The sequence below is a fragment of the Bradyrhizobium sp. S3.12.5 genome (assembly GCF_040548225.1).
GTDB lineage: Bacteria > Pseudomonadota > Alphaproteobacteria > Rhizobiales > Xanthobacteraceae > Bradyrhizobium > Bradyrhizobium cytisi.
Genome location: NZ_JBEPRF010000016.1, coordinates 129,548 through 149,367, shown reverse-complemented (window position 1 = coordinate 149,367; position 19,820 = coordinate 129,548). Strand labels below are relative to the sequence as shown.

General features: G+C 64.3%; 24 protein-coding genes. 11 read left to right on the top strand and 13 right to left on the bottom strand.

What is annotated here, in order from left to right:
- Nucleotides 1–167: 167 nt before the first annotated feature.
- Complete coding sequence (locus ABIC09_RS24105) at nucleotides 168–425, bottom strand: hypothetical protein (protein WP_148753812.1); 258 nt, start codon at nucleotides 423–425, stop codon at nucleotides 168–170.
- Between the two features lie 270 nt (nucleotides 426–695).
- Here ABIC09_RS24105 and coaD point away from each other — a divergent pair, with 270 nt between their 5' ends.
- The 5 genes from coaD to queA all read left to right on the top strand — a co-directional run bounded on the left by coaD (nucleotide 696) and on the right by queA (nucleotide 3,892).
- On the top strand, nucleotides 696–1,193 hold the full coding sequence (gene coaD, locus ABIC09_RS24100; protein ID WP_354110793.1) for a pantetheine-phosphate adenylyltransferase: 498 nt from the start codon (nucleotides 696–698) through the stop codon (nucleotides 1,191–1,193).
- A 37-nt stretch (nucleotides 1,194–1,230) separates the two neighbouring features.
- Complete coding sequence (locus ABIC09_RS24095) at nucleotides 1,231–1,806, top strand: peptidylprolyl isomerase (RefSeq protein ID WP_354034361.1); 576 nt, start codon at nucleotides 1,231–1,233, stop codon at nucleotides 1,804–1,806.
- A gap of 8 nt (nucleotides 1,807–1,814) precedes the next feature.
- Nucleotides 1,815–2,240: a UCP034077 family protein gene (locus ABIC09_RS24090; RefSeq protein WP_354110792.1), complete on the top strand. Its 426-nt coding sequence runs from the start codon at nucleotides 1,815–1,817 to the stop codon at nucleotides 2,238–2,240.
- A complete protein-coding gene (locus tag ABIC09_RS24085) occupies nucleotides 2,237–2,701 on the top strand; it encodes a peptidylprolyl isomerase (RefSeq protein ID WP_148753816.1) in 465 nt (154 codons plus the stop codon). Before ABIC09_RS24090 ends, ABIC09_RS24085 begins: the two co-directional genes overlap by 4 nt.
- Before the next feature lie 117 nt (nucleotides 2,702–2,818).
- Entirely contained in the window at nucleotides 2,819–3,892 is a 1,074-nt protein-coding gene (gene queA, locus ABIC09_RS24080; RefSeq protein WP_354110791.1) for a tRNA preQ1(34) S-adenosylmethionine ribosyltransferase-isomerase QueA, read from the top strand.
- A gap of 114 nt (nucleotides 3,893–4,006) precedes the next feature.
- On the opposite strand, the gene ABIC09_RS24075 is transcribed toward queA, so the two are convergent.
- The 4 genes from ABIC09_RS24075 to ABIC09_RS24060 all read right to left on the bottom strand — a co-directional run bounded on the left by ABIC09_RS24075 (nucleotide 4,007) and on the right by ABIC09_RS24060 (nucleotide 8,196).
- Nucleotides 4,007–5,044, bottom strand: coding sequence for an aspartate-semialdehyde dehydrogenase (locus ABIC09_RS24075; RefSeq protein ID WP_354110790.1), 1,038 nt, complete (start codon nucleotides 5,042–5,044; stop codon nucleotides 4,007–4,009).
- A 217-nt stretch (nucleotides 5,045–5,261) separates the two neighbouring features.
- Nucleotides 5,262–5,867: a PepSY domain-containing protein gene (locus ABIC09_RS24070; protein WP_354110789.1), complete on the bottom strand. Its 606-nt coding sequence runs from the start codon at nucleotides 5,865–5,867 to the stop codon at nucleotides 5,262–5,264.
- Nucleotides 5,868–6,134: 267 nt separating this feature from the next.
- Nucleotides 6,135–6,893, bottom strand: a complete 759-nt coding sequence (locus tag ABIC09_RS24065) for a TetR/AcrR family transcriptional regulator (protein WP_148753859.1) — start codon at nucleotides 6,891–6,893, stop codon at nucleotides 6,135–6,137.
- Nucleotides 6,894–7,041: 148 nt separating this feature from the next.
- Nucleotides 7,042–8,196 carry a patatin-like phospholipase family protein gene (locus tag ABIC09_RS24060; protein WP_354110788.1) on the bottom strand — a complete coding sequence of 385 codons (1,155 nt, stop codon included), beginning with the start codon at nucleotides 8,194–8,196 and terminating at the stop codon, nucleotides 7,042–7,044.
- Between the two features lie 229 nt (nucleotides 8,197–8,425).
- Here ABIC09_RS24060 and tgt point away from each other — a divergent pair, with 229 nt between their 5' ends.
- Nucleotides 8,426–9,574, top strand: coding sequence for a tRNA guanosine(34) transglycosylase Tgt (gene tgt, locus ABIC09_RS24055; protein ID WP_354110787.1), 1,149 nt, complete (start codon nucleotides 8,426–8,428; stop codon nucleotides 9,572–9,574).
- Nucleotide 9,575: 1 nt separating this feature from the next.
- Here tgt and ABIC09_RS24050 read toward each other — a convergent pair whose 3' ends face one another.
- Entirely contained in the window at nucleotides 9,576–9,794 is a 219-nt protein-coding gene (locus ABIC09_RS24050) for a hypothetical protein (RefSeq protein ID WP_148753822.1), read from the bottom strand.
- Between the two features lie 223 nt (nucleotides 9,795–10,017).
- On the opposite strand from ABIC09_RS24050, the gene cysK reads away from it, so the two are divergent.
- Nucleotides 10,018–10,995 carry a cysteine synthase A gene (cysK, locus tag ABIC09_RS24045; RefSeq protein WP_354110786.1) on the top strand — a complete coding sequence of 326 codons (978 nt, stop codon included), beginning with the start codon at nucleotides 10,018–10,020 and terminating at the stop codon, nucleotides 10,993–10,995.
- 3 nt (nucleotides 10,996–10,998) lie between these two features.
- On the top strand, nucleotides 10,999–11,241 hold the full coding sequence (locus ABIC09_RS24040) for a BrnA antitoxin family protein (RefSeq protein ID WP_354110785.1): 243 nt from the start codon (nucleotides 10,999–11,001) through the stop codon (nucleotides 11,239–11,241).
- Nucleotides 11,242–11,313: 72 nt separating this feature from the next.
- Here ABIC09_RS24040 and ABIC09_RS24035 read toward each other — a convergent pair whose 3' ends face one another.
- Complete coding sequence (locus ABIC09_RS24035; RefSeq protein WP_148753825.1) at nucleotides 11,314–12,741, bottom strand: caspase family protein; 1,428 nt, start codon at nucleotides 12,739–12,741, stop codon at nucleotides 11,314–11,316.
- A 203-nt stretch (nucleotides 12,742–12,944) separates the two neighbouring features.
- On the bottom strand, nucleotides 12,945–13,814 hold the full coding sequence (locus ABIC09_RS24030) for a DMT family transporter (protein WP_354034371.1): 870 nt from the start codon (nucleotides 13,812–13,814) through the stop codon (nucleotides 12,945–12,947).
- A 150-nt stretch (nucleotides 13,815–13,964) separates the two neighbouring features.
- Here ABIC09_RS24030 and ABIC09_RS24025 point away from each other — a divergent pair, with 150 nt between their 5' ends.
- The gene (locus tag ABIC09_RS24025) at nucleotides 13,965–14,363 is read left to right on the top strand and encodes a RidA family protein (RefSeq protein WP_148753827.1); all 399 of its coding nucleotides are present in this window, start codon (nucleotides 13,965–13,967) and stop codon (nucleotides 14,361–14,363) included.
- Nucleotides 14,364–14,416: 53 nt separating this feature from the next.
- Here ABIC09_RS24025 and ABIC09_RS24020 read toward each other — a convergent pair whose 3' ends face one another.
- The 3 genes from ABIC09_RS24020 to ABIC09_RS24010 all read right to left on the bottom strand — a co-directional run bounded on the left by ABIC09_RS24020 (nucleotide 14,417) and on the right by ABIC09_RS24010 (nucleotide 16,028).
- Complete coding sequence (locus tag ABIC09_RS24020) at nucleotides 14,417–14,962, bottom strand: hypothetical protein (protein ID WP_187435151.1); 546 nt, start codon at nucleotides 14,960–14,962, stop codon at nucleotides 14,417–14,419.
- Nucleotides 14,907–15,257 carry a hypothetical protein gene (locus ABIC09_RS24015; protein WP_354034373.1) on the bottom strand — a complete coding sequence of 117 codons (351 nt, stop codon included), beginning with the start codon at nucleotides 15,255–15,257 and terminating at the stop codon, nucleotides 14,907–14,909. Before ABIC09_RS24015 ends, ABIC09_RS24020 begins: the two co-directional genes overlap by 56 nt.
- 183 nt (nucleotides 15,258–15,440) lie before the next feature.
- Nucleotides 15,441–16,028, bottom strand: a complete 588-nt coding sequence (locus ABIC09_RS24010; protein WP_148753830.1) for a formyltransferase family protein — start codon at nucleotides 16,026–16,028, stop codon at nucleotides 15,441–15,443.
- A 186-nt stretch (nucleotides 16,029–16,214) separates the two neighbouring features.
- On the opposite strand from ABIC09_RS24010, the gene ABIC09_RS24005 reads away from it, so the two are divergent.
- Entirely contained in the window at nucleotides 16,215–16,499 is a 285-nt protein-coding gene (locus ABIC09_RS24005) for a hypothetical protein (protein WP_354110784.1), read from the top strand.
- A 169-nt stretch (nucleotides 16,500–16,668) separates the two neighbouring features.
- Nucleotides 16,669–16,905 carry a hypothetical protein gene (locus ABIC09_RS24000; protein WP_354110783.1) on the top strand — a complete coding sequence of 79 codons (237 nt, stop codon included), beginning with the start codon at nucleotides 16,669–16,671 and terminating at the stop codon, nucleotides 16,903–16,905.
- 6 nt (nucleotides 16,906–16,911) lie between these two features.
- Here ABIC09_RS24000 and ABIC09_RS23995 read toward each other — a convergent pair whose 3' ends face one another.
- Nucleotides 16,912–17,214, bottom strand: coding sequence for a hypothetical protein (locus tag ABIC09_RS23995; protein ID WP_148753833.1), 303 nt, complete (start codon nucleotides 17,212–17,214; stop codon nucleotides 16,912–16,914).
- 131 nt (nucleotides 17,215–17,345) lie between these two features.
- Complete coding sequence (locus ABIC09_RS23990; RefSeq protein WP_354110782.1) at nucleotides 17,346–19,394, bottom strand: acetoacetate--CoA ligase; 2,049 nt, start codon at nucleotides 19,392–19,394, stop codon at nucleotides 17,346–17,348.
- Nucleotides 19,395–19,820: the final 426 nt, after the last annotated feature.

Below are 19,820 nucleotides of genomic sequence, written 5' to 3'. Positions count from 1 at the left end.
TGATGGCCGGAAGCGACTGCGGGCGTACTGGACAAAGGCGACCCCCCGATGGGATCGCGCCCTACGGGCCATTCCGAGGAGCGCGAGCGTCACGCAGTCTGCGACGAGACGCCGCAAATATCCATGGTGTTTATCGCGAGGTTCATGACGCCGAGCTGACAGACCGCCTACGGGGTGCGGTCCGCCGTCACCAAGCGAGCGACGCGAACGTCAGCCTTGGTGCCGGCGCGGCGCAGGCAGGACGCCTCGAAATTGGGCCAGGCCCGCTGCGAGCAGTCCCTGCCGATGGTCTTGATGTCGAGCCTATCGGCCTTGGCAAGCGGCTGCGGGACGCTCGCTTCAACGGTGGGAGCAAAACCGGGCAGGAAGGTGAGAGCAGTAGCAACACACGCAGCGATAGCGATCGCTGAAAGAGCCTTGATCATTTGACGGTCCCCTGTGATGCGGCCGCTACGCCCGGTGTGCGGCCCGTCATTCGTTGGCTGGATTAGTAACCATGACCAGTTTCCGGACGTCTTCGCCGACGCCGGAAATGGTTTCGTTCGTGCGCCGTTTTGTTTCGCGGACACTCCGAGGACGAAACAATCCGGGGCCTTCCGACAGGGACTGGCGGAAAAGCCGGCAGGAAACAGGCAAGAAGCTGGCAAGGAACCTGTCCGGCTTGCCGGGCCGGGCGGGGCGCGGTAGGACGTGCCATGCCGCGCATTGCCTTCTATCCGGGTTCCTTCGACCCCATCACCAACGGCCATCTGGACGTGGTCCGGAACAGTGTCCCGCTGTGCGATCGCCTTGTGGTCGCGGTCGGGGTCCATCCCGGCAAGAAGCCGCTATTCTCGACCGAGGAGCGGCTCAAGATGCTTCACGATGTCTGCGGGCCGGTCGCGGCCCAGGCCGGCTGCACGCTCGAGGCCGTGACCTACGACGATCTCGCAGTCACCGCGGCGCGCAAGTACGGCGCGACCATCATGATTCGGGGTCTGCGCGACGGCACCGACCTCGACTACGAGATGCGGCTCGCCGGGATGAACGGCACCATGGCCCCAGACGTGCAAACCGTCTTCCTGCCGGCCTCCCCAGTAGTCCGCCCGATTACCGGCACATTGGTGCGCCAGATCGCCGCCATGGGCGGAGACGTCTCGGCCTTCGTCCCGCCGCTCGTTGCATCCCAGCTCAAGGCAAAATTCGCCGGATAACGGCGCGCTTTTTCATCTCACTTGATCCGGAGTTTCCATGATCCGTCGTCTCGCAATTCTTGCCACGATGTTCGTCGCGCTGATTGGCGCAGTCCCGGCGCTGGCGCAGCAGCTGCCGGCCAATCTCGACAAGGCCAATGCGCTTGTCATCGACACCACCAAGGGCCGCATCGTCATCAAGCTCAGGACCGACCTTGCGCCGCAGCACGCCGAGCGCCTCAAGCAGCTCGCGCGCGAGGGCTTCTACAACAACGTGCCGTTCCACCGCGTGATGGACGGCTTCATGGCCCAGACCGGCGACGGCCAGAACGGCAACGGCACCGGCGGCTCGAAATATCCAAACCTGAAGCAGGAATTCTCCAAGGTTCATTTCGCCCGCGGCATCGTCGGCATGGCCCGGCGCGGCGACAGCGTCGATACCGCCAATTCGCAGTTCTTCATCATGTTCGCCGACGGCGGCAGCCTCGATAACCAGTACACCGTGGTCGGCGAGGTCGTGCAGGGCATGGACGTGGTCGACAAGCTGAAGAAGGCACCGGCCGGCTCGCCGGGCGGCACCGTCACCGATCCCGACAAGATGGTGAAGGTGCAGGTCGCCTCCGACATCAAGTAGCCGGGACGATGGCGCGCCGCGGCGACAGGCTCCTGTTCGCTGCAGCGGCGCTGCTGCTCGGCATCACCGGTGCGGCCGCAGAGGACGCGTCGGTCAACACCATCCAGGACGTCTTCCAGCACTTGCGGACCTGCTGGAAGCCACCACCGCCCAGCAAGGCTCGCCCTATCGACATCACCGTCGTCGTGAGCTTTAACCGGGCCGGAAACATTCTGGGCCATCCGCGGATTACCTATGAATCCGCGGAGGCCTCCGACAGTGACCGGCTGCAATACCGGATCGCGGTGATGGAGGCGTTGCAACGCTGCACGCCGATGCCATTTACCGATGCAATGGCCGGCGCCGCGGCGGGACGACCATTCGCGATCCAGTTCCGTAACCGCAAAACTTCGCCTGACAAGACTTCACCCCCAACGCAAGAGAGACGAGCATGAGCGTCACCGAAAACACATTGATCCTCGAGACCACGCAGGGACCCGTCACCATCGAGATGCGGCCCGACCTGGCGCCCGGCCATGTCGCGCGCATCAAGGAGCTGGTCCGCGAAGGCTTCTACGACGGCATCGTGTTCCATCGCGTGATCGAAGGCTTCATGGCGCAGACCGGCTGCCCGCACGGCACCGGCACCGGCGGCTCGGGCCAGAAGCTGAAGGCCGAGTTCAACAAGGAGCCGCATGTGCGCGGCGTGACCTCGATGGCCCGTGCGGCGAGCCCCGACTCCGCCGACAGCCAGTTCTTCATCGTGTTCGACGACGCCCGTTTCCTCGACAACCAGTATACGGTCTGGGGCAAGGTGACCGAGGGCATGGAGAACGTCGACAAGATCAAGCGCGGCGAGCCGGTGCAGAACCCCGACAAGATCGTCAAGGCGCGGATGGCGGCTGACAAGGAGTAGCAGTTGCCGCTGTCATGCTCCGCGAAGGCGGGGCATCCAGTAACCGCCGGCTCTGGTTACGACAAAGATCGTGAGTACTGGATCGCCCGCCTTCGCGGGCGATGACTGGTTCTGGAAATGCGCACTGACCTGTTCGATTTCGACCTGCCGCCCGAGCGCATCGCGTTGCGCCCGGCGAGCCCGCGCGACTCCGCAAAAATGCTGGTCGTGGAGAACGGCGCGCTGCGCGACCAGATCGTCGCCGACCTGCCGCACTGGCTGAAAGACGGCGACCAGCTCGTCGTCAACGACACCAAGGTGATTTCGGCGCAACTCAAAGGCCGCCGCATCGGCCGCGAGACCGAGCCGAAGATCGAGGCAACCTTGATCAAGCGGCTGGACGGCTCGCGCTGGCAGGCGCTGGTGAAGCCCGCGAAGAAGCTCGTCGCCGGCGACCGCATCCGCTTCGGCAATGAAGGCAAGGTCTGCCTGCTCGGCCATCTCGATGCCGAGGTCGAGGCCAAGGGTGGGGAAGGCGAGGTGACGCTGTCATTCTCGTTCCACGGCCCGGCGCTCGATCAGGCCATCGCCGATCTCGGCAGCCCGCCGCTGCCGCCCTACATCGCTTCGAAACGTACGCCTGACGATCAGGATTTCGCCGACTACCAGACCATGTTCGCGGCGAACGAGGGGGCCGTTGCAGCTCCCACCGCGGGTCTGCATTTCACGCCGGCGCTGGAGCAGGCGCTCGGCGCGCGCGGCGTCGGCATCAACCGCATCACGCTGCATGTGGGGGCAGGGACCTTCCTGCCGGTCAAGGTCGACGACACCGACGGCCACAAGATGCACGCCGAGTGGGGCACGATCTCCGCGGAGACGGCGGAGCGGCTCAACACCGCGCGAAAAAACAGCGGCCGCATCATCGCCGTTGGCACCACGTCATTGCGGCTGCTCGAAAGCGCCGCCAGCGAGGACGGCACCATCCAGCCGTTCACCGCCGAGACCTCGATCTTCATCACGCCGGGCTATCGCTTCCGCGCGGTCGATGTCCTGATGACGAATTTTCATTTGCCGAAGTCGACGCTCTTCATGCTGGTGTCGGCTTTCGCCGGCCTGGATACGATGAAGCAGGCCTATGCCCACGCGATTGCGAATGGATACCGCTTCTATTCGTATGGCGACGCGTGTTTGTTGTTTCGGGCGCGCGACTAACACCGGCGATGTAGTAGGGTGGGCAAAGCGAAGCGTGCCCACCATCTTTCCTGAATGCGCGGTAAGAGTGGTGGGCACGGCGCTCGCGCGCCTTTGCCTACCCTAGGATACCGGTTACGCCATCATCCGCTGCGGCAACAGCTCCGCGATCTGCACCGCATTCAGCGCGGCGCCCTTGAGCAGCTGATCGGCCGCCACGAACATCGAGATCGAATGTCCGGAGGGGTCGCTGAGATCGTTGCGGATGCGGCCGACCAGGACGTCGTCCTGGCCCGAGGCGTCGATCGGCATCGGAAAGTAGTTCTTCACGCGATCGTCGACGACCTTCACGCCCGGGGCCTGCGCCATGATGGCGCGAACCTGGTCCTCCGTGATGGGCTTCTCGCATTCGAAGGTGATGGCCTCGCAATGGGCGCGCAGCACGGGCACGCGGACGCACGTCACGCCAATGGCGATCTTCTCGTCCTCAAAAATCTTGCGAGTTTCCTTGATGACCTTGGTCTCTTCGTCGTTGTAGCCGGTCTCGGGGTCGACGGCGGTGTTGTGATTGAACAGGTTGAAGGCGTAGGGGTGCGGCATCACCTTGGGCGTATAGACCTGCCCGTTGAGACTGGCGCGAGTGGACTCGACGAGCTCGTCCATCGCGGCAGCGCCAGCGCCGGAGGCTGCCTGATAGGTCGCGATGATGACGCGCTTGATGCGGTTGTTCTGATGGATCGGCCAGAGCGGCACCAGTGCGGTGATCGCGGCGCAATTCGGATTGGCAATGATGCCCTTGTGGTCGCGAATGCGGTTGCCGTTGACCTCGGGGATCACCAGCGGCACGTTCGGGTCCATCCGGAAGGCGGAGGAGTTGTCGACCACGACGGCGCCGGCCTTGACCGCGAGCGGCGCATACTTCTTCGAGATGCTGCCGCCAGCGGAGAACAGGGCGATATCGACGCCCTCGAAGGCGCGCTCGGTCAGCTCCTCGATGACGATGGCCTGGCCACGGAACGACACCGTCTTGCCGGCGGAGCGGGCGCTGGCGAGCGCCTTGAGCTTACTGATGCGAAAGCCGCGCTTGTCCATGGTGGCGATGAATTCGGCGCCCACCGCACCGGTGACGCCGACAATCGCGACGACGGGATCGTTACTCACTGTGTCCTCCATTGAGATCGATTTAGACAACAAAAAAGCCCCGGACCTTCGAGGGCGGGGCTTCGGTAGAGCTGATGCGTTTTAGTCGACGACTACGCGCGCACGCCTCCCCGGGCCCCGAAGGCCGTGGTGGTTTTGGTCGTGCGTTTGGTGGTCGTGAACATGGCGGCGACTTATGCGGGAGAGTTTTGCGGCCGTCAATGGGTTTTCGGCGGGATTGTGGCCGGCGCTATTTTGCTCGCGCCCCGGGCGGCTCGAGGATGACCTCCTTGAGGTCGTCGCCGCTGATGACGACGATCGCGAAATTAAGCCGTCCGCGTTCGCGCACCAGTCCGCCGCTGATGGCTTTGCCGGACGCCGCCTGCTCGGCGACGCGCACTGCGTCCGCCAGGCGGTGTCTGATGGTGCCGAGCACTGCGAGGTTGCTGCGATCCTCGTGGTCCAGCTCGGCCAGGGGCAGGGCAGCTTCGCCGCCGATGAGCTCGCCGGTCGCGGCGTTGATGGTGTGACGCCAGATCCGGTCGTTGTGCAGGGTTTTGACCCGGTACACCGGTACGCCCGCGCCGCCGTCGAAGCTGATATCCGCGGTCGTGGCCCCGGCATGACGGGCTTCCGCAATCGCCATGGCCTGGCTGATCGAGATCGACGAGCCGCGGAAGCGTTCGATCTCGCGGCTGACGGCCTGGCGGTCCGCTGCGGCGTCCCCATCTGTCTCGTCGTGGAGGGCGGTGGGTGTGCTCCCCGCCGAGACGACCGCGCGGGCGGGCGCTGCGACGAGCAGCCCCGACAGGGCGACCGCCAGCAACCCGTACACCCGTCGTCTCGTCGCGCTCATGGTCGAATCCTCGGCCGGCAAGCCTTGAACCAGCAAGTGTGCCGGATAATCGTAAAGAAGTCGCGGCCGACCACGGGCAATGGCCGGCCGCTGATAGCAGCAACGGGCTGTACCCGTCGCGGCGATCTAAGCGGTCCGGTCCTCTTTTGGGGCTGGTGAAAAAAGTGGCCCGTCCCGCTCGATAAACAAAACCATACCGTATCGTTTTATTCTGTCAACGAAGAGACCCGCGTCCCCTGGGGACAAATCGCCAGTTTCACGGAAATGTCAGCGGGAAGGGCGGCGCCGTTGGGGCGCTTTGGTCGTGTCTTTGGACGTGCTTTGCACGCGGCCGGCAGGTCCGAGCGCACCGGCCAGGAACAGCTTGATCGCCGCGCGCATCCGCTTCTCTGCGGCCTTGATCTCCATCGGCGTGCCGAACGTCGCCATGCGGTGAGTGTGGCCAACGACGACGTCGAGGAACACTTCGGCCGCGATCGTGGTGTCGTCGACATCGAGCGCGCCTTGCGCCACCAGATGGTCGAAGAAGCGCGCGGTCGTCGCCACGGCCTTCAGCCAGCCTTCTTCCTTGCCGAGCTTGGCGATGTCGGGGAAGTTGATCGCCTGTGACGTCATCATGCGGCTGAACGCCATGGCGTCGGGCCCGCAGGTGAAATTGAGCATTTCGCGCCCGATCTCCACCAGTCGCTGCTCGACCGAAATGTCGGATGAGCTGCCCAGCTGCGTCTCGGCCGCAGCCGACAGTGGCGCAAGCCAGCGCGCAATCTCGCGCCTCAGCACCGCCGTGAACAGCCCGCGCTTGTCGCCGTAACGGGAATAGACGGTCGGCTTGCTGACGCGAGCTGCTTCCGCCACGGCGTCGAGCGAGGTCGCATCAAATCCGCGATCGAGGAACAGGCGGGTGGCAACCTCGATCAGCCGCTGATCGCGCTCGATCGCAGCGCTCTTGGTCGGCCGGCCGCCACGCGATTTCGAGGCCTCGCGGCGTGGTGCAGCCGTTCTTGTCCTGGTTGCAGCCAATCCCATGCCCAATGATATGCCCAATGATTCCTGCGCGATCGTGCCAGTGGTCATTGTTCTATAACGCGCAGCGACCGGGCCGTCATCGCGAATCTGGCGGAATTGGCCGTAGCGTCAACGGTCTCGCTGCGAACGCCGTTCCACGACGCGGACGTCACGGCATCCGCGAGGTCCAGGCCTGGCCGCCTGCCGCTTTCTCGTATCCATATTGGTAGAGCGCCCGCATATAGCCGGTGTCGAAGCCTTCGGACGGGGGCGCCGGATAATCGCGCTCGATGTAGGAGAGATGGAAGCCGAGGTGGTTGCGCTGGGCGAAGTCATAGGTCGAGAAGATGATCGAGCGCGTCTGCGATTGCGTGATCGAGGACAGGCTGCGTGAGGCGACATCGATCGTGCTGTTGGCGACGAGCTCGAAGTTGCGTTCGATCTTCTTGTTGACGAGGATGTAGATGTCCATCTTCGCCTTATCAGGCAGGCGCCCCTGGAACAGCAGGGCCTCCGGCAAGGTCAGCACGGGCGCCGTCACGCCACCATCGACATGCATCTCCTGAAATTTGCGGCCCTGGCCTTCGGCCTCGATCAGGATCGGCGGAAACACCAGGGGGATGCTGGCGGACGCCGCCATCACGTCGCGAAACAGCTTCAACGCCTCGGGCGTGCCGACCGCGGCGATCTTGCCCATGTCCCAGATCGCGGTGCGCTGGGTGTCGAGATCGGTGGTGACCACCAGCAGCCGCCGGCCCCTGGCGTTCTCGCGGGCGACCTGTGCCATGATTTCCGGCCCGACATAGCGCGCGACCAGCTCGCGCAGCCGCGTATTGCCGAACAGGCCGGAGCCGAACAGCACGCGGATGATGCTGGGATCGTTCAGCAGGCTTTCGGCGATGCCGCTGGTGTAGAGCTCTCGAAGCGTGTCGTCATATTGCGATCCGAGGAATGCAAAGGGCGCGATCAGGCCGCCGGTGCTCACGCCCGAGACGACGGAGAATGTCGGACGGTTACGCGCCGCGGTCCAGCCGTTCAGCACGCCGACACCATAGGCGCCATCGGCACCGCCGCCTGATAGCGCAAGATAGGTTCCGCTTCCGGTTGCCCTGTCCTGCTCGAAGCTGAACTTCGTGATGGGCTCGTCGGCGTAGCGCCGCAGGCCGTCGATATCGAGCACGCGCGAAGCACTCGCATCGGCCGCCGTATACGGCGTGCGGGGGAGCGAGGTGCAGGCGGCGAGTGCCAGGCTGCACGCGAGTGCTAGCGACCTGATCAGGCGGGCGCCTGTCCGCTTTGTCCAGCCATCGGCGAGGCTGGACATCTCAGTCGAACAATTGGGGAGGGGCATCGGTCGGTGGCTGGCGATCACGCATCTACGGCCGCTGGCGATTTGCCGCGCCGTCTCGTCCAGCCCCCGCTATGAAACTATACTGTATCGTTTTATTTATCAAGCGTGACCGGTATCACGTCCGCGTCAGCGGTGTTCCAGTCTGGGGCATCGCGGTCCGGGCGGGTTGATCGGCATGTCTCGACACGCAATAAGCACCGCCATGAGTCTCCCCGATGCTGGTCTACCCAACCATTTCGAACTGCTCGCCACCGATGGCTCGGCGCGCGCCGGCCGCCTGACCACGCCCCATGGCGTGGTGCGGACCCCGGCCTTCATGCCGGTCGGCACGGCCGGCGCCATGAAGGGCATGCATTGGCGCGAGGTGCGCGATGCCGGCGCCGACATCGTGCTCGGCAACACCTATCACCTGATGCTGCGTCCGGGCGCGGAGCGTATCAACGCCCTCGGCGGCCTGCAGAGATTTACCGGCTGGAACGGGCCGATGCTGACGGATTCCGGCGGCTTCCAGGTGATGTCGCTGTCGGACCTGCGCAAGATCAGCGAGCACGCTGTCACCTTCCGCTCGCATATCGACGGCGCCAAGATCGAGCTGTCGCCGGAGCGCTCGATCGAGGTGCAGCGCCTGCTCGGCTCCGACATCGCGATGCAGATGGACGAATGCGTGCGGCTGCCGGCGGAGCGCGACGACATCGACCGCGCGATGCTGCTGTCGCTGCGCTGGGCCGAGCGAAGCAAGCGGGCCTTCGAGAGCGCGCCCGACGGCTACATGCTGTTCGGCATCGTCCAGGGCGGCGACATCCCTCAGCTGCGCCATGCCAGCGCGCAGGGCCTCGTCGAGATCGGCTTCCACGGCTATGCGATCGGCGGGCTTGCGGTCGGCGAGCCGCAGGCGGTGATGCTGGCGATGATCGACGAGACCGCGCCGGCGCTACCGTTGGACCGGCCGCGTTATCTCATGGGCGTCGGCACGCCGGACGACATTCTCGAGGCGGTCAAGCGTGGCATCGACATGTTCGATTGCGTGATGCCGACGCGCAATGGCCGCCACGGCGTGGCCTTCACGCGCTTCGGCCAGGTCAATCTGCGCAACGCGCGCCACGCCGACGATCCGCGTCCGCTCGACGAAGAGATCTCATGGCCGTCGGCGCGCAATTGCGCGCGCGCCTACCTGCACCATCTCGTCAAGGCCGGCGAGACGCTTGGGGCGATGCTGCTGTCCGAAATCAATATCGCTTACTACCAGTTCCTGATGCAGGGCATCAGGGGCGCGATCGCACACGGAACATTCGACGAGTTCTATCAGCGTACGCGCGAGGACTGGGCGAGGGGCGACATCGCCCCGCGCTAGATCAATTGCACACGAGCCGCTGTTTGACAGCATGCTTGGTGACGAAGCCGTAACCGCAGGTGTCGCAGGTCCAGAGATAGCTGATCACGTGGTCCGAGATATAGGCGGAAGCTTCGGCGGCGACCATGGAGTCGGCGCAGACGGGACAGGTGGGCAACTCGCTGCAACGCGGATCGCCCTTCAGCGTGACGGTCGACAACACTTCAGCGACTGCTGACATCGTGGTGACCTCTCTGCTTCGAGACCTAAGTCTAACATAAGCAGAATCAGTTGACGAGGTCGCAACACAAATGCGTTGATTTTCTGATAACTAGACCTCACGCGATTTTGCGATGCAGCGTATTTAACGTGTGCAGCATTGTCGCTTGCGTGTCGCCGCAGGCTGTCTCTAACTGTGCAAAAGCCGCGACAGAAGCGCAATTCGTTGCCACAGGGAGTCCATCATGGACGCATCGTCCAATACGGGTGCAGCGCACCAGCCCGGCCGCGGCCGGATCTACCCTTCGATCGTCGAGGCTTTCGGCGACACGCCGATCGTGCGTCTGTGCCGGCTGCCCGGCATGCACGGCGTCAGCGCGACCATTTTGGCAAAGCTTGAATATTTCAGTCCGGCCGCGAGCGTGAAGGACCGCATCGGCGCGGCCATGATCATCGCCATGGAAAAGGCGGGCATCATCAAGTCCGACACAGTGCTGATCGAGCCGACCTCCGGCAATACCGGCATCGCGCTCGCCTTTGTCGCTGCATCACGCGGTTACCGGTTGAAGCTGGTGATGCCGGAATCCATGTCGATCGAGCGGCGCAAGATGCTCGCCTTCCTCGGTGCCGAGCTGGTGCTGACGCCGGCCGCGCAAGGCATGAAAGGCGCGATCGCGGCGGCCGAAGAACTTCTGAAGACGACCCCGAACTCGGTGATGCCGCAGCAGTTCAAGAACCTCGCCAATCCCGAGGTGCATCGCCGCACCACCGCGGAGGAGATATGGAACGACACCGCCGGCAACATCGACTTCTTCGTCGCCGGCGTCGGCACCGGCGGCACCATCACCGGTGTCGGTCAGGTCCTGAAGCCGCGCAAGCCCTCTTTGCGGGTCGTCGCGGTCGAGCCCGAGGAGAGCCCGGTGCTGTCGGGCGGCCAGCATACGCCGCACAAGATCCAGGGCATCGGCGCGGGCTTCGTGCCCGACATTCTCGACCGCTCCGTGATCGACGAGATCGTGAAGATCGACTCGACCACGGCGATCGAGATCTCGCGGGCGCTAGCGCGGCATGAGGGCATTCCGGGCGGCATCTCCTCCGGCGCCGCGATCGCCGCAGCGCTCCAGATCGGCAAGCGGCCGGAAGCTGAGGGAAAAACCATTCTGGCTATAGTGCCGTCCTTCTCCGAGCGGTATCTTTCGACTGTTCTGTTTGAAGGAATCTGAGAGATGGCGGATCAACCACCGAGGCGGCCGCGGACATTGGGCGACGCGCGGTCGGAGGCCGAGGCAGCGTTCAAGAAGGTGACGGCCAAGGTGGCCGCGGCGCCGCCGAAGCCGAACGTGGCGCCGGGGATCAAGGAGCAGGTCACGCTGCGCATTGATCAGGATGTGCTGGAGTTTTTCCAGGAGGGCGGCCCCGGCTGGCAGGATCGTATGAACGAAGCCCTGCGCAAGGCCGCGGGGAAGTAGCTTCCTCCCAGCGAGGACGTCCGACGAAAAAAGCCCGGCGGCGAGCCGGGTCTTTGTGTTTGCGATCAGACCTCAGCGGCGGAACATGCCGCCCATCATGCCGCCGACGACGCCGCCCATGAAGGCCGCGCCGGCGTCGCCGCCGCCGCTGTGACGGGGCGCAGGTGCGCTCTGGGCCTGGGCGGGGGCACGTCGGGCCGGCTTCGAGCTGTCATCGCTTGCGGTCGGCGTCGACGCGACGATCTCGGACAGCAGGGCCTTGTGCTGGAGCTTGTTGAGGAAGCCCGTCGACGGATAGCCGCGGGCGGCCTGCCAGCGCTTGAGCACGGTCCGGGTCTCGTCGTTGAACGCGCCGGTCACCTTGGTGTCGAAGCCGAGGCCGTTGAGGCGGCGCTGCACGTCGCGGCGCTGACCCTTGTCGAGGCCGATCTGGTCCTCGGTGAGCTGGCTGGCATCATCTGTGAAGGTCGCCGGATCGACGCCGGCATTGAGGTTGCGGGTCGTGGTCGACGGACCGTTCTGGATCGCCGCGAGCCGTGCCAGCGCCAGCGCCTTGAACTGGCCGTTCGGATAGGCGGAGAGGTAGGCGTTGAGCTCTTCCGGCTTGTTGGTTTCCTTCACCGAGCGCCAGTACTCGAGCTCGACACCGTCGGAGCTGCTGCTGGCCGCAGCCGCCGGCGTGCTGCTCGAGGCGGCGGCCGGTGCGGCGTTGGCGACCTGCTGGGTCTGCTGCGCCGGGTTGAGATAGACGGCGCCGATCAAATTGGTGTGGCCCCACGGCAGCTGGCCCTTGTGGGTCTCTTCATTGACCTGGGCGCGCACCGAGGTCATCGCCTGCTGGATCTCGACGCCGGGCTTGGTGATGTTGTCGATCAGCGCACGGGTGAACGGGCTGTTGTTGCCCTCCTGGCCATCGAGTGCCGTCTGGCCCGGGCCGGTGGCGAACGCGATCAGCGTGCCTTCGCCGGACTTCATTTCAGCGAGGCCGCTCTGCACGTTGACGCTGCGGGTCGCCGAGTTCGATTTGATCTTGGCGGCGAAGGGATTGTCGCGGCAGGCGTCGAGGAACACCAGCTTGACCTTGGCATCGCCCATGGTCTGGTCGAGCGTCAGATCGATGTTGATAGCGGCCCCCAACTTGACGTCCATCTCCGACTTGATGTCGGCATCGACCGGCAGGAGATAGTTGCTGCCACCGACGGCGATGCCGTGACCGGCATAATAGAACACCGCGACATCGGAGCCCTGCGCCTTGCGGCCGAAGTCGAGCAGCTTCTCCGTCATCTGGTCGCGGGTGAGGTTGGATCCTTCGATCACTTCGAAACCGACATTGCGCAGCGTCGATGCCATCGCCTTGGCGTCGATCGGCGGGTTCGGCAATTGCGCGACGTTCTTGTAGGCGCCGTTGCCGACGACGAAAGCAACGCGGCGGTCGGCCTTGGCGGCGCTGACCGACAGCGCCATGCACATCAGCGAAACGATGATGGTGAGAGTGCGCATCTGAAATCCCCAACAGAATCGAATGACAGTCAGCAACAAATTGGGGTCGAATCTATACGAAAGCGCCCGGCTTCGCGCCAGCAAAACGACCGTTCACCCAACCCGTCGACCTGTGACCGAGTGTGCACGATGGAGGTGCCCCTCCAACGTGATCCAAATCACGCTCGACCACCTTGATTTGTCGCCTCAGGCTGTGCAGCGGTTCACTGCGCGCGGGCAGGAACGGCCGGCTTCAAATTCAGCAGATTGCCGAACAGGATCAGGGCCGCGCCGAGCACGGTCCAGGCGTCGAGCCGTTCGGAATACAGCAGCCAGCCGGCCGTGGCGGTAAGTGGGACCCGCAAGAAGTCCATGGGAACCACCACGGTCGCGTCCGCGTAGCGCATCGCGCTGGCGAGGCAGTAATGCGCGAAAGTGCCGCAGACCGAGATGACGGCCACCCAACCCCAGACATAGGTGGGCGGCCACGCCCAGACGTAGAGCGCCGGCAGGAAGCCCGCGACCGACTGCACGACCAGCATCCAGAACAGGATGGCCAGCGCGCTTTCGGTACGGGTGAGTGACTTGACCAATGCCATGGATACGCCGAAGCCGATGGCGGCGCCGAGTGCGATCAATTGGCCCTGATTGATCTCGCCGGCCGCCGGCCGCACGATGACGATCACGCCGACGAGGCCGAGCACGATCGCGGCGATCTTCCACGAAGTCATGCGCTCGGACAGGAAGCTGGCGGCGAGGATTGCGGTCCAGATCGGCATCGTGAACTCGATCGCCACCACCTGGCCGATCGGAATCAACGTCAGCGCAAAAAACCAGCCGAGTTGCGAGACGTAGTGGATCAGGTTGCGTGCGACGTGCTGGGGCAGGCGCGTGGTCCTGAGCGTTCCGTAGCCGCCGGCGCGCCGGATCATCGGATAGAGCATGCAGAGGCCGAGCAGCGATCGTACCAGCATCACCTGGAAGACGTTCATCTCGCGCACGGCCTCGCGCCCCGCGACCGCCATGACCAGCGTCAGCGACAGCCAGCCGGCCATCCAGAATGCAGCCATCGTTTTGGACGGTGTCGTGCTCATCGGGCAGGGTGCGGGAGAGTTGATCCTGAGGGGAGGGTCGGTATCGGCGACATCACCACGGTTTGCAACGGCCAGATCTGCGGGTGCAGCGTTGCAGGACAGCGTGCTAAGGCATCAACGATCAACAAGAAAATCGGGAGATCTCCGCTCATGCGTATCTTGCAGCCAGCCGAATGGAAAAAGCCGCGCGGCTTCTCACATGGCGTGGTGGCGGAGGGGCCGGGCCAATGGGTCGTGCTGGCCGGGCAGACCGGCGGCGACGAGGCCGGCAATTACGAGCCTGATATGGCCGCCCAGGTCGCGACCGCGCTGAAGCGGATCGTCAAGCTTCTCGCGGAGGCCGGAGCCGGCCCCGAGCACATCGTGCGTCTGACCTGGTATCTGACCAGCCGCAGCGAATATGAGGCCGCAGGCGCCGGCATCGGCGCCGCCTGGAAGGAAACGCTCGGGCGCAATTTCCCGCCTTCGACGCTGCTCTATATCGGAGGCCTCGTGGACGATCGCGCCAAGGTCGAGATCGAGGTCACGGCGTTTGTGCCGAACGCATAAAAAAATCGATCCGGCGATGTCGCCGGATCGATCGTCCCCAAGCGAGGCTCGCCTTAGCGCGACATCGAGATGTTGGCGCCGCGGAATTGGCTGTCCGCGCGGATCGTCACGGTCTGCTTGCTGCCACTCGTCCTCAGCGCGATGTTGGCGTTGAAGCCGGCGGCCGAGGCGACCACCTCGAAGTTCCCGCCGCCGCCACGGCCCAGCAAGGAGCCGCTGATATTGCGGCTGGCCTCGCTCCAGCTGCCGGTGATGGCGCTGCCCTCGGCCTTGACGTTGGCCGCGAGGTTGAACTTGTAGGCATCGCTCGCGCAGGTCAGCGACATCTCCATGGTGGGACCGATCGGCGCGTATTTGGCCCGGCAGCGGATCCGCTCGGTCGAGCCGTCATCGAGGATGGCGGTGCCGCTGCCGCTCCAGGTTCCCGCCATCGGGGCGAACGGACCGACCTGGGCCTTGCTTTCAGAATTGGCGATAGACGCCACAAACAAAACGGCGGCCGTCGTGAGCAGCCGCCGGCTGAGGAGGTTAGTCCCGAATAGTTTATTGGCGCGATGCTTCCCACCGCCCGCTGCACGGTATGCCTGCAGATGCTCCATTCCACTTCCCCGATCCGGCGTTGCCGCTGAGTTGACCGTTGGCATATGCACCATTGATCGAAACTTTAACAAGACCCTCACGGCCGATGGTGCCGGAAACGTTAGCGCCGGGGGCGGTGATCTTGCCGTCGGCAACCGTCAGCATCGAGCTTGCGGTCGGCTCGCAGGAGCCGGTCTTCGTCACGATTGTGACCTGCCAATTGCCGTCAAACGGGGTCTGGGCGACCGCGGGGGCGGCGAGGGTGGCGGTAATAACTGAAGCGGCACAGAACGCCGCGATGCGACCAAAACGCATGAATTCCGTCCTTGAATTTGTCTGATATGCTGACGCTTATTCGGGCGAAATGTGACGGAAATTTGGTGCGACGCAAAGTCGAAAATTGTTCCTGTGGAAACAATAGTTTATTTGTGTTTCCAGCCCCAATTTTTGAAGCAGAATCAATGCGGCTTCACGTTAATCGTTAACGTCAGGGGCGACTCACGAAAGACTTGGCGCCGAGGTCGCGAACTGCTCGTCCTGAATCTTGGCCGGCAGCGCCTTGTGGACCTTGGCGTAATCGATCACGTCGGCCAGGAGCTTGAGGCCGAGCGGGGCCAGCGCACGCTCCCAGAGTTCGCGGGCGGTCTCGCCCTTCTTGACGAAACACCAGTCCTGGGCGGCGATGGCGCCGGCGTCCATCCGGTCGGCGAGGTGATAGATCGTGCCGCCGGCGATCGGATCGCCTTCCTTGATGGTCCATTCCACCGCGGCCTTGCCGCGATGACGCGGCAGCAGCGACGGGTGATAGCCGATCCCGCCGAACTTCGCGGCAGCCAGCGCGTCCTTGCCGATCCGGGCGTGGCTGTGGGCCGTGATGATCAGGTCAGTGTCGGGGGCGATCTCGGAGGCCACCACCAGCTTGGGATTGGCCTGCACCGCGACCTCGATGCCGGCGGCCTTGGCGGTCGCGGCGAGGCGGTCATCCGCGTCGGCCACCACGACCCGCACGACCCCGACGCCGTGTTCGCGGAGCATGTTCAGGGTGGTCACGCCGAAATGGCGGGAGCCGACGAGGGTAATGCGCATGGGTGTGTGATCCGTTTCGCAGGTGCGTCATCCCCGATAACACGTCAGGCCGCCCTGTCACTACCCGCGCGGCGTTTGCGCCGGTTATCAACAATGCGAAGGCCGCGGGGACGATGAACTCGGCATTGCGCCGTCGGCCGTTCCGGTGCTTCCATGGGCGCATTGCGATCTGCCCGGAGCGAGCACATGCGATGCGCGTGGTTTGTCCTTCTTGCGGTCCTGATTGCGGCCGCTCCGGCCCAAGCCGGCGGACCTTATCCGGCAGTCCCGACCGAAAACGGGGTGGCGCCCTTCATCGGCCCGACCTGGGATGCCTATCGCTGCGCTGAAGGTACGATCTACAATTTCTACCACGGCGCCTATTACGGCGAGGAGCCGCCGGCGCTCTATCGCGGCTATGCCTACAGGCCGTACTACCGTTACAGCGCCTATCGCAAATGGCCGCGCAAATATTTCTGCGTCACGGACTAAACGTTGCCGCACGGTCACGCCATCACGAAATCATCAAACGGTAACGCGTTCTCAACTTCGCTGTCGTATCGACGAATCCGTCGCGGATTTGTATTGCGTACCGCGACACCAAGAATGTCCCGCCGGCGTGGGTGCGCGCGCCGCGGGCATTTTTGCCGGGACCGATGTCATGCCGAACGCCATTGAGCAGATCGTGGACGCCTATGTGCGGCTGAAGAACCGCCGCGGCCTCGACGAGCTGATGATGCACAGGCAGCGGCTCGCGGTCGATCTGAAGAGCAGGTCAGGCCGCTTCGATTTCAGCCTGCCGATCGGCAAGATCGACGAGGAGATCGCGATCATCGAGGCCGGACTGGCCAGGCTGGCAGCGGATGCGCCCGAGCTTGGTGCGACACGGTTCCGCTAACGGTGCTCAGTCGCGCCGGCCGCCATCGATCACGGTGAACAGCGGCCGCGCCGGGGTCGGTTCGACCAGCAATTCCTCCACCAGCGCCGTTGCCGCATCGACATATTTGCGCGTCGGCTTGTCGAGCTCGCGTTTCGCCTCGTCATCGAGTGCGACCTTGGCGGCTTCGACCAGCTTGCGCATGCGCACTGCGTGGTCGTCGCCCGCCGTCAGCGTCGCACGCGCCAGCGAGCGCAGCACGAACAGCTCGCCTTCGAGGCGGAGCAGGCGGTCGTTGAGCCTGGAGAGGACGGCGTTGAGGTCGGCCATGGCTTGCGGTTCGTTTGCAGGGGATCCTGACCCGTCTAGCGACGATGGGTGAACGGAGTGCAAATGCCGACGGTGCAATTGGGTCGATCTGTCACGTCCTTGATCCCTTCAATTTCGACGGCGGCCGAGGTTTACGCAGCGGTTCGCGCCAGATAGTCGCGGACGAAAGCGAGATACCAGTCGAGGCAGGCCGGATTGGCCATTGCTTCCTTATTGATGACTTTCTCGACGGGCTGGCCGAGCAAGAGCTTCTTGATCGGCAGCTCCTGCTTCTTGCCCGACAGCGTGCGCGGGATCTCGGCGACCGCAAAAATCTCATTCGGCAGGAAGCGGCGTGACAGGCCGGCCTCGATCGCCTTGTTGATCTTCGCCTGCATCGCGCCGTCGAAGGCTGTGCCCTCGCGCAGCACCACAAACAGCGGCATGTAGCTGTCGCGGCCGAGATATTCGAGGTCGACGACGAGGCTATCGAGCACCTCCGGCAGCGCCTCGATCGCGGAATAGAGCTCGCTCGTGCCCATGCGCAGGCCATGCCGGTTGATCGTCGCATCGCTGCGGCCGTAGATCACGCACGAGCCGTCCGGATTGACCTTGAGCCAGTCGCCGTGCCGCCACACCGGCCCGCGGCCGCTGCCGTCGAAATTGTCCGGGTAGGTCTCGAAATAGCTCGCGAGATAACGCGCGTTGCCCTTGTCGTTCCAGAAATAGAGCGGCATCGACGGCATCGGTTCGGTGCAGACGAGCTCGCCGACCTCGTCGATCACGGCGCGGCCCTGTTCGCTGAAGGCTTCCACCGCTGCTCCCAGCAGGCGGCACTGCATCGCGCCCGGCGTCTGCGGCAATTCGCGGTTGCCGCCGATGAAGGCGCCGGCGAAATCGGTGCCGCCCGAAATGTTCGCCCACCAGATGTCGGCTTGCGCCTGGCTGCCGTTCGTTGTCGACAGCGCCGCGAAGCGATCGTTGAACCAGGCTTGCGTGTCGGCGCTGAGCGGCGAGCCGGTCGAGCCGAGACAGCGCAGCCGCGACAGATCGCCGGCTGCAGCGAGATCGATCTCGGCCTTGGCACAGTTTGCAAAGAACGCGGCACCCGCGCCGAAGAAGGTCGCTTTCGATTGCGCCACGAAGCGCCACGACGTGGTCCAGTCCGGCTTGTCCTTGGTGCCGCCGGGGCTTCCGTCGAAAATGCAGCAGGTGGTGCCGCTGAGCAGGCCGCCGACCTGGCTGTTCCACATGATCCAGCCGGTCGAAGAGTACCAGTGATAGCGCTCGCCGAACGAGTTCTGGTGATAGGAGCAGCCGATGTCGTTGTGCAGGCCGAGCAGCGCCAGCACGACGATGACGATGCCGCCATGGCCGTGCACGATCGGCTTGGGCAGGCCGGTGGTGCCGCTGGAATAGACGATCCAGAGCGGATGATCGAACGGCAGCCACATCGGCTCGAACGCGTCGATCGCGGCGCCCGTCCTTGCGGTGATGTCGGAGAGCAGGGCGTCCGGTGCGGCAGGAGCCGTGGCGTCGCTGTGCAGAATCACATGCTCGACGCTCGGCAGCGATCGCCGCAGCTCGGCGACGACATCCCTGCGGTCATGCCTGCGTCCGGCATAGGTGACGGCGTCGCAGGCGATCAGCACCTTTGGCTCGATCTGCTTGAAGCGGTCGATCACAGCGGGCGCGGCCATGTCGGGCGCGCAGACGCTCCAGACCGCGCCGATGCTGGCGCTGGCGAGAAACGCAATGATGGTCTCGGCGATGTTGGGCAGATAGGCCGCGATGCGGTCGCCGGGCTTGATCCCCGTGTCCTTCAGATGCAGCGCGAGCGCCGCCGCCTTGCGCTTGAGCTCCGGCCAGCTGGCCTCGTGGAGCTTGCCGTCCTCGCCCCCGCTGACGATCGCGGGCAGGCCGGCGGCATGCGCCGCGTCGACATGCCGGAACACCTGCCGCGCATAGTTGACCTGCGCACCGGGAAACCACACCCCGCCCGGCATCTTGCGCTCGGTGATGACGGCCGCAAACGGCGTCGGCGATTGCAGATCGTAATAGTCCCAGATGCTGCGCCAGAATGCATCGAGATCGCGCACCGACCATTGCCGCATCTCCTCGTAATTCGCGAAGGTGAGGCCGCGCTGCGCGGCGAGCCAGCTGCGGTAGAGGGCGATCTGGGGGACGAAGGGAGCGGCCATTGGGTATAGGCTTCGGTTGCGGGCAGGGGAGTCTATGTCGAAAACAACCCCATGCACAGTAGCGAGGGCACTGAAACCATTCGCCATATTCAGTTGGTGGCAGGGAGACGCTTCTCGGACCTGGTCGAACGCGAACAGCCCACCGATATCGCGACTGCGCGCCGCGTAGCGTCATCTGGATTTGACACGTCGGGCAAAACACTGGCAAAGTGGCATCATCGAAAAATTTGAAACACCCGCGCGGAGAAATCCGCCGCGGGTTTTTTCATGTCGGAGCAGTTGCCATGTTCAAAGGATCGCTATTGTCGTCCGCAACGAGCAACGCAGGTTCGCTGGCGAAATCCGGATTCGACTGGGAGAGCTGGCCGCGCTGGATGCGCGAAGCGTTTGCAAATCAGCCTGATGCTACAGCGCCGGCAAAGCCGG

Bases quoted from the DNA above. Each gene is read 5' to 3' on its own strand.
- ABIC09_RS24105 (WP_148753812.1), bottom strand. From the start codon at position 425: ATGATCAAGGCTCTTTCAGCGATCGCTATCGCTGCGTGTGTTGCTACT.
- coaD (WP_354110793.1), top strand. From the start codon at position 696: ATGCCGCGCATTGCCTTCTATCCGGGTTCCTTCGACCCCATCACCAAC.
- ABIC09_RS24095 (WP_354034361.1), top strand. From the start codon at position 1,231: ATGATCCGTCGTCTCGCAATTCTTGCCACGATGTTCGTCGCGCTGATT.
- ABIC09_RS24090 (WP_354110792.1), top strand. From the start codon at position 1,815: ATGGCGCGCCGCGGCGACAGGCTCCTGTTCGCTGCAGCGGCGCTGCTG.
- ABIC09_RS24085 (WP_148753816.1), top strand. From the start codon at position 2,237: ATGAGCGTCACCGAAAACACATTGATCCTCGAGACCACGCAGGGACCC.
- queA (WP_354110791.1), top strand. From the start codon at position 2,819: ATGCGCACTGACCTGTTCGATTTCGACCTGCCGCCCGAGCGCATCGCG.
- ABIC09_RS24075 (WP_354110790.1), bottom strand. From the start codon at position 5,044: ATGGAGGACACAGTGAGTAACGATCCCGTCGTCGCGATTGTCGGCGTC.
- ABIC09_RS24070 (WP_354110789.1), bottom strand. From the start codon at position 5,867: ATGAGCGCGACGAGACGACGGGTGTACGGGTTGCTGGCGGTCGCCCTG.
- ABIC09_RS24065 (WP_148753859.1), bottom strand. From the start codon at position 6,893: ATGGGATTGGCTGCAACCAGGACAAGAACGGCTGCACCACGCCGCGAG.
- ABIC09_RS24060 (WP_354110788.1), bottom strand. From the start codon at position 8,196: ATGTCCAGCCTCGCCGATGGCTGGACAAAGCGGACAGGCGCCCGCCTG.
- tgt (WP_354110787.1), top strand. From the start codon at position 8,426: ATGAGTCTCCCCGATGCTGGTCTACCCAACCATTTCGAACTGCTCGCC.
- ABIC09_RS24050 (WP_148753822.1), bottom strand. From the start codon at position 9,794: ATGTCAGCAGTCGCTGAAGTGTTGTCGACCGTCACGCTGAAGGGCGAT.
- cysK (WP_354110786.1), top strand. From the start codon at position 10,018: ATGGACGCATCGTCCAATACGGGTGCAGCGCACCAGCCCGGCCGCGGC.
- ABIC09_RS24040 (WP_354110785.1), top strand. From the start codon at position 10,999: ATGGCGGATCAACCACCGAGGCGGCCGCGGACATTGGGCGACGCGCGG.
- ABIC09_RS24035 (WP_148753825.1), bottom strand. From the start codon at position 12,741: ATGCGCACTCTCACCATCATCGTTTCGCTGATGTGCATGGCGCTGTCG.
- ABIC09_RS24030 (WP_354034371.1), bottom strand. From the start codon at position 13,814: ATGAGCACGACACCGTCCAAAACGATGGCTGCATTCTGGATGGCCGGC.
- ABIC09_RS24025 (WP_148753827.1), top strand. From the start codon at position 13,965: ATGCGTATCTTGCAGCCAGCCGAATGGAAAAAGCCGCGCGGCTTCTCA.
- ABIC09_RS24020 (WP_187435151.1), bottom strand. From the start codon at position 14,962: ATGGAGCATCTGCAGGCATACCGTGCAGCGGGCGGTGGGAAGCATCGC.
- ABIC09_RS24015 (WP_354034373.1), bottom strand. From the start codon at position 15,257: ATGCGTTTTGGTCGCATCGCGGCGTTCTGTGCCGCTTCAGTTATTACC.
- ABIC09_RS24010 (WP_148753830.1), bottom strand. From the start codon at position 16,028: ATGCGCATTACCCTCGTCGGCTCCCGCCATTTCGGCGTGACCACCCTG.
- ABIC09_RS24005 (WP_354110784.1), top strand. From the start codon at position 16,215: ATGCGATGCGCGTGGTTTGTCCTTCTTGCGGTCCTGATTGCGGCCGCT.
- ABIC09_RS24000 (WP_354110783.1), top strand. From the start codon at position 16,669: ATGCCGAACGCCATTGAGCAGATCGTGGACGCCTATGTGCGGCTGAAG.
- ABIC09_RS23995 (WP_148753833.1), bottom strand. From the start codon at position 17,214: ATGGCCGACCTCAACGCCGTCCTCTCCAGGCTCAACGACCGCCTGCTC.
- ABIC09_RS23990 (WP_354110782.1), bottom strand. From the start codon at position 19,394: ATGGCCGCTCCCTTCGTCCCCCAGATCGCCCTCTACCGCAGCTGGCTC.